A 10,013-nucleotide genomic window follows, 5' to 3' on the forward strand; every position below is an offset into this window, starting at 1 on the left:
TCAGTGTAAACTCCGTGAAGGATCTACTTGATAATATTGGATTCTTCGCGGAGTTTATCCTGAGCCCGAACAGATTCTTCGCTTCGCTCAGAATGACAAAGCGAAGGGCTCAGAATGACAATTTGAAAATTTCAGCATTTTCCACCACTCCCATTATTTGTTTTGTCTGGCGTATAAAAGATTTCGCAATAATCCCGCCTGTTTTGCTCTTTTCAAAGGGGAGTTTTTGAATCGACGTGGATACTCTTCTGTTACTATTTTTTCGAAGGCGTCGAAGTTTGGATTGAAAAAACCCTCCCGTGGCTGAAAGGCTTGTAGCGCTGTTTTGGGGGCTTTTTTGTTCCACGGACAGACATCCTGACAAATGTCGCAACCAAAAATGTTGTTTCCCATTTTCGATTTTAATTCGGGATCAATCTCTCCCCGATGCTCTATCGTTAAATAAGAAACACACCGACGCGCATCAATCTTATACGGCTGTGTGATCGCTTGAGTCGGGCAAGCATCTATGCAGGCGGTGCATTTGCCGCAGTGGTCGAACATTGGCGGATCGGGTTTTAATTCCAAATCGGTCAAAATTACACCAAGCAACAACCAAGAACCCAGTTTCGGATCAATAATACACGTATTTTTCCCAATCCATCCAGCGCCAGAATTTTTCGCAAAAACTCGTTCCATCACGGGTCCCGTATCCACATAAATTTTACAATTGAAACTAGACTCTCTCTGTAAAATTTTTTTCTGCAACGACTCCAACATTTGGGTCATTATAATGTGATAATCTTCTCCCCACGCGTAGCGAGCGATCCAACTCCGGTTTGAATTTTTGCATTCGGTGGAATAGGGGTAATCGGTATTGTAGTTGAGCGCACAGGTGATCACCGACTTGGCTTCCGGCATGACCTGTTTTGGATTTTGACGTTTTTCTTTTCCACGTTCCATGTAATCCATCGTCCCGTGAAAACCTTGAGCCAACCAGTCTTGCAACGCCTGATGTTCCGGAAAAAAAACGGCCTTGGCAAGAGTTACCTTGTCAAAGCCGATTTTCTTACCTTCTTCTTTGATAAACGTTTCTAACGACATCCGCCTAAGCCTGCGGCAATCTCAAAGTATGGTCGAAGCTTGGAAGATTGACCGCTTTGCCGGAGGCATAAATTTCATGACGTCCATTTTTTTTGTACCATTCAGAAACGGTAGCATTTTTGTACATATTTTCGACAATGTTTCTCCAACCAAGACCCGTGTTATAGGCACAGAAACTGATCTCTCCATTTTGTGTACCATAAGGAATGTTACACATTTCGGTTCTGCGGAAATCATAGTTGAAAACATCCTGAAACCACATGGAACCTGTGAACATGATGAGCCATTCATCTTTCATGCGCTCTTTGCCAACTCCGTAATCAACTTTGCCCGCTGTTAAACCACCCGCTGTTTGTTTGTCGAATTTGGTCATTAACGCTTCCAAGGTTAAACCTTTCGGTGCTTTGCTTGGATCAAAATTACGCAGAAGCGCCGCGGCTACCTGTGCTTTTGTCAGTGCAGATCCGCGGTTGGCATCTGTAATTTTTGTGATGTCTTCCACAAGTTGTATCAGATTAATAAATTCCGAAACCGGTTTGACCTCTTTTGTTTTTTTATTGACCATAAAGGCGGTCGCCAAACCGCAATCGGGGTGACAAGAACACGACATCGTCCCCCAAAGATTATTAGGTCCCTGAAGTTGATCTCCCAAATTTGCAAACACAGAAATAATGGAAAGAGGGAACCAGTCACGCAGAGGTTCCGTCATGCCTGTCTGTTCTTTAACCGCGTAGGCAAGGTGAGACGATGTAAAGCGCCATTTCTTTCTTGTTTCATCGTCGACATCTTCGTCGCGCCCCGTAAACGAAACAGGTTGGAAGGCAACGAACGTAACCTTGTCGGAATTTTCAATCGTGAAACGGATGATCGGTCCGATTTGATCATCGTTGACCGTATTCACCAATGTTGTCACGAGCACAATGTCAATACCCGCGTCATGCATGTTTTCAATGGCGCGGCATTTAATATCAAAAAGGTTTTCGATTTTGCGGTGTTTGTTTGAATCGTTACTCACTCCGTCAAATTGAAGATAGGCAATGCGCAACCCGGCATCGTAAGCTTGTTTTGCAAAATTGGGATCTTCTGCAAAGCGAATACCATTTGTAGCCGTCTGCACGCTAAAGTAGCCGATCTTCTTGGCGTAGCGAATGGCTTCCAAAAAGTGGGGAGACAGTGTGGGTTCACCGCCGGTAAACTGCACCGACATCTGGCGATGGGGTTTGACTTTCAACGAGTTGTCGAGAATTTCTTTAATCTCTTCAAAATTCAGTTCATGCACATAACCAATCTGATTGGCATCCATAAAACAGGGTTCACACATCATATTACAGCGATTGGTTAAATCGATATTCAGCACCACTCCGCGACCGTATTGGATATCGGAAATACCGTGTCTGCGAACTTCTGTTTTGGGACTTTTGAAATCTCTTCCCGGGTAAAGTTTTTCAATATGACCAAAAAATTCGGCGTCATGCGCCATGATGTCTTCAAAATAACCGTGTTTGGGACAGGTTTTTGTCATCCAAATTTCGTTATTTCGCTCGATAATCTTGGCTTTGATTTTGCCGGGATGTTGCAACATGGTATCGACGGACATTTTTCCGCTGATGATCCCTTCGCGCACTTCTTTCACACATTTGGGACAAACACTGTCTGTTTCGCGAGGCCAGCCAAGAGGTGGTTTCGATCTCTGATGACTTTTTAGGAGCGGTTCGGGAGCCCAAGCCGGCTGAAAAGATTTTGCTTCTCCCAAAATTTTATTGACCGCTTGAAAAGAGTGCCACGCCACATTGGCGGCTTTGGTTAATAATTTTTCTTTGGTGCGAGTCCATTTCGACACTTCCTGAATTGGAAATTTTGGAGCGCTTTGAACGGCCTGCATGCGAACTACTTTGGATTGCTTTGCCACCTTTGCTACCGTTGACTGCTTGGCCATCTTTCCTCCTTGAATTATTCCTTCAATGTTTAAAAATTTCTAAACATTCTAAACAGTTGAATTCTATGATGATTTTGGATAGGGCCTTATCCCGAATTTGCTATAATTTGTCAATAGCGGAATGCCAGTTTTTTATTCGATTTTTGACCTCTTCTTTGGACATCTTCGGTGTAAAGTGCTTTTCCTCTTTCCAACTTTTTCGAATTTCATTCCAATCTTTCCAGATACCAACCCCTAATCCCGCTAAAAAAGCGGCGCCCAACGCGGTGGTTTCGATAATCAAAGGTCTTGAAATGGAAACCTGCAAAATATCCGACTGAAATTGCATCAATAAATTGTTGCTTGCGGCTCCACCGTCCACTTTTAAACTGGCAAGCGGTTTCCCGACATCGTGGGTCATCGCCTCCAAAATATCGTATTGGCAAAATGCGATGCCTTCAAGTGTTGCGCGTGCAATGTGGGCAGAGGTTGCTCCTCGCGTAATGCCTGTCATCGCACCTCTTGCATCAGCTCTCCAATAAGGAGCGCCCAATCCTACAAACGCCGGAACAAAAATAACACCGTGACTATCGGGAACGGAAGCCGCCAACGCCTCCACTTCCGAAGAATGTTTGATGATTTTCAAACCGTCGCGCAACCACTGGACCGCGGCACCGGCAATGAAAGCGGAACCTTCATAGGCATAAGCCACTTCATTGCCACGTTGATAAGCAAGTGTTGTGATGAGACCGTGCTTGGAAGGTTTTGGTTCTTTACCGATATTCATTAAAATAAAAGAGCCGGTGCCATACGTGCATTTCGCTTCGCCAACTTCAAAGCAGGCCTGCCCCACCAATGCCGCTTGCTGATCGCCCGCCATGCCGGCAATTGGAATTCCATCGGGCAAACCTTGCACTCCTTTTGTAACACCTTGTTTTTCGGCGCACGGAACGATGCGGGGCAAAATCGATTTCGGAATATGAAACAAATCCAAAAGTTCTTCATCCCACTCAAGTGTTTTTAAATTCATAAGAAGAGTTCTGCTGGCATTTGTGGCATCTGTTGCGTGCACTTTTCCGCACGTCAAACGCCAAAGCAAAAAACAGTCGACGGTTCCGAAGCAGAGTTCTCCTTTTTCTGCTTTTGCTTTCGCACCCGGAATATTTTCCAAAAGCCATTCGATTTTTGTTCCCGAAAAATAAGGGTCCAGCACAAGGCCCGTTTTGTTTCGCACCATCTCTTCATTTTTCTGTTTTAATTCTTGGCAACGTTCTGTGGTGCGGCGGTCTTGCCAGACAATTGCGTTGGCAATGGCTTTTCCGGTTTTCCTGTCCCACAAAATTGTGGTTTCACGCTGGTTGGTAATTCCAATCGCGGCAATTTGTTTTGGATCTATTATAGGGGCTCGCGTCGCCCCCTCCAATGGCAAAGCCATTGGAGCCACCCCCTCACGCGAGCAAAGCTCGCTTCGTTTGCGCGAACCGAACCTTGTGCCCGTTGAAGCCAGAGCGTCGCGAATTGCTTTGAGTGTTGATTCCCAAATTTCTTCGGCATCGTGTTCCACCCATCCGGGTTTCGGATAGTGCTGGCGAAATTCATTTTGACCCACTCCTTTAACATTTAAATTGCTGTCGAGGAGAAAAGCTCTGGAACTTGTGGTGCCTTGATCAATGGATAAAATAGTTTGATTCGTCATGGTTCTTCCCCCACCGGTTCTTCCGGAATTTTTTCTTTTGGTTTTTCCTGAAACCACGGCATGAAACACAAACCCATCGCCGCAATGACGGCACAAATTAGAAACATTTCTTCATAACTGAAATATTCTTTCAAGACAGAAAGTCCCCAAAAGCCCAAAACACTTCCAACACCGAAACTGATTGTTTGATAAATCGCCTGACCTGTCGCGCGCAAATGCGCCGGCGTATGTTGGTACATGTAGGCCACCGCCGCCAGCTGGTAAACACCAAAACTGAAAGCATGCAAAGTCTGTTCAAAAAGAATCGCGGGAAGGCAAGTTGTTGTTGACAAAATAAGCCAGCGAAGAGACATGCAAATCAGCCCAAGAGCCATCAATATCTTCAAACTAAATTTTGTGGAAAGACGGGCGAAATAAATCATTGCAATCACTTCCGCGCCAACTGCTAATGCCCAGCAAAACCCGGTCACGGACGAGGAATAACCATTGGACTGCATCCAAACACTGAAAAAAATATCATAAGTTCCAAAAGAAACAGAACGCAACACACTGGCAATAAGAAAACCGATGACCGCCTTTTTCCAGCAAAAACCAAGATCAAAAGTCACCTCTTTTTGACGAGTTATCACCTCACTGTGAGGGAGATTGAAAATGGCCGCCATCTGTAAAAACAAAATAATTGAGATACCCAAAAGAATAACAGTGATGGAAAAATAATCGATCAACCACCCAAACAAAAAAGAAGCGGAGATAAATCCGATTGATCCCCAGTAACGAATTTTTCCATATTCCCTGTGGTGGGTCTCGCAATATTCCAGAGCGGCGGCATCGATAAGGGGAAGCAATACCATTCGAAAAAAAGAAAAAAGGAACATGATCGCGAGAAAACCCCTGAATTCAGTCGTCTTAAAAAAGAAAAGAAAAGACAAAAGACACAAAAGACTTCCTATCTGCATGAACAAATTCCGTTTATTAAGACGATCTGCGAGTCGGGACCAAAAAATGGGGGTCACCAATTTTGCGATCGGCCACGCGGCCATCACGAGACCCATTTGGGAGGGTTTTAAATTATAATGTTTCAGGAGACCGGGAAAATAGGGAACCAACACGCCCAGCGTGCCGAAGTAAAAAAAGTAGAAGAGTCTTAAAGCAAGATAGGAATTCATTTAACAAAAAAGCATAAAATAGGGAATTGCAATTAAAGATTCCTTCTCATTGCATATAACTTCTCTCCCGCGGTAAAAAACATAGCCTCTTTCACAACGATTTTTAAATTCTTTTTGAAAAGCCTTAAGGCCGCTCCAATCATTAGGTGTCAATGTCTCCGACCATTTTATTTCAATGGGAATCAGGCGATTTTCAGACTCCAAAACACAATCCACTTCACTCCCTGAATGAAGTCGCCAAAAATAGATGCCTATTGGCAACGGCCTGTTCTTCAAATATTTTATCAGTTCGGCAAGAATGGCATTTTCAAAAATCGAGCCGATAGAATTATTATTTTCATAATGACGCAAACTTGTCATGTCACGCAAAGAAGAAATAATTCCATTATCACAAAAAACGATTTTGGGAGATTTTACTACCCTCTTTTCCATGTTCACAAAATAGGAAGGGAGTCGATCAACAATAAATGTTTCCTCCAAAAGCGAAATATATTTTTTGACCGTTCTTACATCCAAGCCAGCAACAGAACCAAGCCCGGAAAAATCGACTAATTGCCCCACGCGAGAAGCCAAAACTTCCAGCAGTCGATGATATCCCAACCAATCTCCCACCTGAGTCAAATTTCGCACATCTCTTTCCACATAAGTTGTTATATAATTTTTCAAAAGACGAAATTTTTCTTCCCGTTTCAATTCCGCCACAACTTCGGGATATAGACCGCTCACAAAAAAATCTTCTTCGTCCTCTCGCAAAACGGATGGTGACCAAAAACGTTTGGCCTGTAAATCTTCCAAAAAATCTTTTTTGATCGACCCACTCACCAAATGATCTATAAGATTCAAAATGGTTTTTTGTGATTCCCATTGTGTTTGGGGCTCTTTTAAAAGACGTGTTTCAAAAAAGGTGAATGGGAAGATATAATGATACTCAATGCGTCCGGCAAGACTTTCGGCTCCCTTCTCTCTGATTTGGAGAGCGGAAGAACCAGTTACAATAATCTTAATCTGTTTTGAAAAAGCATCATGGATTCTCTTCAAAATTTCCAAAACGGGCGGATATTTTTGAACTTCATCAATAAAAATATAGAAGGGTTCTGTTATTTTTGAAAGAGGGCCACCCTGTGCGACTTCAATTTTTTTTTCCAAAAGCCTGTCATCGCTAGCAAGATCCTGACGTTCCGACAAAAAATCGAAATTCAAAAAAAGATGTCGCCGCTCAAAAGAAGGCCCCATTTCCTTTTTTAAATGTGAAAGAAGTTGCTTTAAAAGTGTGGTCTTGCCGGTTTGCCGGGCACCAACCAAGGCAATGATTTTGGGTCTTTGGAGGGCTTTTAAGAGCTCATCAAAATAAAAACGCGTAATGATTTCAGCCATATAGATTATATAACATGGCCATGCTGTTTTTTCAACGAAAAAATGGCACATCCCTGCAGTTTATTTAAGCAGACTCATCAACTCTTTGCGGGTGCGTGGATCACTGCGAAAATGTCCGAGCATGGTACTGGTGACGGCTATCGAACCGGTTTTTTGCACACCGCGCATCTGCATACAGAGGTGTTCAGCTTCGACGATCACCGCAACCCCTTTGGGTTTCAATGCACTCTGAATCACATTTGCAATTTCACTCGTCATTCTTTCCTGAACCTGAATGCGACGCGCGAACATGTCGACAAGACGCGCAATTTTGCTCAATCCGATGACTTTTCCGTCGGGAAGATAGGCTACATGCGCCTTGCCAAAAAAAGGAAGGAGATGATGTTCGCAAAGACTGTAGAATTCAATGTCTTTGACGAGGATAATTTCATCATATTTTTCTTCGTAAATCGCATCGTTAATCAATTTTTTGGGGTCTTCCTGATATCCTTTCGTGAGAAATTGATACATTTCTTTGACACGATGTGGAGTTTTTTGAAGACCTTCACGATCCGGATTTTCGCCAATTTTTAAAAGAAGGTTTCGAACCAAGTTTTCCATGGTGCGCTCTTAGCCCTTCCTTGATCCTTTGGCAAGCACGCCGAAAAATACCGAAAAACTATTTTTTTGTTAATTCCAGAAACTGTTCGTAGGCCTTTAAAATATTTCTTTTTGAAGCGATATCGTTCAACAACGTCTGGATTTCGATCCGTTTTAGGCTTTTCTGGAAACGCGCTTCCAGCCTTTGTCGCAACATGTCCGATGCCCATGAGGGCTTGATTGTCGAACGGGGCATCCGGTCCAATACGGCAAAAGTCTTTCGCTCTATCGTATCCAGACCAACTCTCCACTCATAACTGTTTCTGATTTCTTTTATATCGCGGGACAAAGCCATCGCCGCGTCCTCTTCCATAGAACGCCGGACCGATTTGAAATAAGATTCCAGTTTCTCAACCATAACACCCGCGTCATTCCAGCTTGTCCGTTTTGCTTCAGGAACTTGAGCCTGTCTTTCCGCCTTCCATATACTGACAAACGCATCCGTCTCTTCGTAGGCTTCAAAGGAAGGAAATTCGCCTTCCTGATCCGTCATCAAAACCTGAAAAACAATCTCCCCTATATTGATTGCCGGATCCAGTTCACGCGACACACCATCCACCGTCAGCAAAAAAGCAATCGCATGCATTATCTCATCATCCAAATAAAGTTTCGCTCTGCCGGTTGTGTTCAACAGTGCCGCTAGCTTTTTCCCCGCGGAATCCTGCGCAAAAGTCTCACTAACATGCGCCCTCAAATAGGCCTCATCAAAACTTTGTACTGCCGATGCGGCACGCAAGGCTCCCAAAACTTCTTCCGTATCTTCCTGAACAACCGCCATTAAAATGGCAATCAGCCGCGTCTTTCCTTCCAGAGACAGCTTCCCGACGATTCCCCAGTCCAGCCACGATAAAATTTTGTTTGTTTCATCCCAAAAGACGTTTCCCGGGTGCGGATCCGCGTGATATTGACCTGTCTTGAACAACATCCTCACAGCCTGCTCTACATAAACCCTCGCGGCCAATGCCCTGTTTTGAGCCCCTTGCAGACGTGTTATTTTTTTGCCCATGACAGGCCGCATGATCATCAGGTGGGGTGTGGAGAGAGAACCCAAATACCGCGGGGTAACAATACCGTCCGAGACAAAATTAAAGGCGTGCCGTTTTTCTACGGTATAATCCATCTGCTCTTTCAGTCTCGCGACAAAACTTCTTATCTGCGCCGCGATATCAATAGAGGCGGAAAATCTTTCTTTTTCAGATTCCCAGTCTTTGGCGGTTCTTTCAAGCGTGCGAATAGCCGCACGGATGTGGGCCTCTTTGGATGAAGTCAACACTTTTACATAAACAACGCTTTCATCCCTCAAAACCGCCCGATAAATTTCCCCCATGGATGCGGAGGCAACGGGTTTGTCATCCCAGCTTTTAAAAAACACATCAATGGGGACTTGCAATTCCCGCTCTACGGTTCTTCGAACTTCCGCGGAACTGCTTGCCGGCACATCATCCTGCAGTCTTGCAAACACGAGCCTGTCCGCATCCGGCACAATACCAGCCATGGTGGATAAAAACTGGGCTACCTTTGCAAGGCCGGCATTGAGGAAAAAGTGGTTGAATACCTCTGCATCCGATGCTGTTTCACCCAGCGAGTGCATCTGAGATAAGAGAGAGGCCACATGGGCCTCCGGCATATTTTTTATATAGGATTTCAGGAGGAACAAAATTTCGGGAGGTTGTTTTAAAAAGGCGGAAGGCAGGCCAAATCTGGAAATTTCGAGCCGGTCTGAAAGAGATGCAAATTGTCTGCGCGCTTCATTTATCGCGGCCTTTCTGGCGTCGCGATTCGGCGCGTCCGGCGGCAAAATTCTTTGTACCTCTTCCCTGAAAAGCAGGGTGGACGGAGAGGCCCCCAGCGCATAGCTATTCAACTCATCCAGAAATTGCTCCGCAAAACGTTCACGTCTTAGAGCGGCCAGAAGCACATCTTGCGCCGAAAGGGAACCATTCATCTCCGCCTTCAGCATCCTGTCAAAGTCCCGCCCAAAAGTGATCTCTTCCGAATCCGTCAACTGGGATATTCTGTAAAGAAGATGCTCTCCGGGAAGGGCACCAATCCTTTCCCAATAGAAAAAAATCTGTCTGTAAAAACGTTCCTCGCTTTCCCCATCCTTTCCCTGTTCAAACTCTTCAATAAGCTGGTTTAA

The 10,013-nt window shown here is 44.5% G+C and carries 7 protein-coding genes; all 7 read right to left on the bottom strand.

Features of this window, described 5'->3' with window-relative positions:
- Window positions 1-153: 153 nt before the first annotated feature.
- The gene (queG, locus tag HY877_03875; GenBank protein ID MBI5299416.1) at window positions 154-1,083 is read right to left on the bottom strand and encodes a tRNA epoxyqueuosine(34) reductase QueG; all 930 of its coding nucleotides are present in this window, start codon (window positions 1,081-1,083) and stop codon (window positions 154-156) included.
- A gap of 4 nt (window positions 1,084-1,087) precedes the next feature.
- Window positions 1,088-3,019 carry a radical SAM protein gene (locus HY877_03880; protein MBI5299417.1) on the bottom strand — a complete coding sequence of 644 codons (1,932 nt, stop codon included), beginning with the start codon at window positions 3,017-3,019 and terminating at the stop codon, window positions 1,088-1,090.
- 100 nt (window positions 3,020-3,119) lie between these two features.
- Window positions 3,120-4,694 (bottom strand): glycerol kinase GlpK, encoded by a 1,575-nt coding sequence (glpK, locus tag HY877_03885; GenBank protein MBI5299418.1) that lies wholly within the window; start codon window positions 4,692-4,694, stop codon window positions 3,120-3,122.
- Window positions 4,691-5,860, bottom strand: coding sequence for an MFS transporter (locus tag HY877_03890; GenBank protein ID MBI5299419.1), 1,170 nt, complete (start codon window positions 5,858-5,860; stop codon window positions 4,691-4,693). Before HY877_03890 ends, glpK begins: the two co-directional genes overlap by 4 nt.
- Window positions 5,861-7,234: an ATP-binding protein gene (locus tag HY877_03895; GenBank protein MBI5299420.1), complete on the bottom strand. Its 1,374-nt coding sequence runs from the start codon at window positions 7,232-7,234 to the stop codon at window positions 5,861-5,863.
- Between the two features lie 60 nt (window positions 7,235-7,294).
- Window positions 7,295-7,834 (bottom strand): GTP cyclohydrolase I FolE, encoded by a 540-nt coding sequence (gene folE / locus HY877_03900; GenBank protein MBI5299421.1) that lies wholly within the window; start codon window positions 7,832-7,834, stop codon window positions 7,295-7,297.
- Window positions 7,835-7,892: 58 nt separating this feature from the next.
- Window positions 7,893-10,013, bottom strand: a 2,121-nt coding sequence (locus HY877_03905; protein MBI5299422.1) for an AarF/ABC1/UbiB kinase family protein, incomplete at its 5' end; no start/stop codon positions are given.

It is taken from the genome of Deltaproteobacteria bacterium, from assembly GCA_016213065.1.
Lineage (GTDB): Bacteria > UBA10199 > UBA10199 > SPLOWO2-01-44-7 > SPLOWO2-01-44-7 > JACRBV01.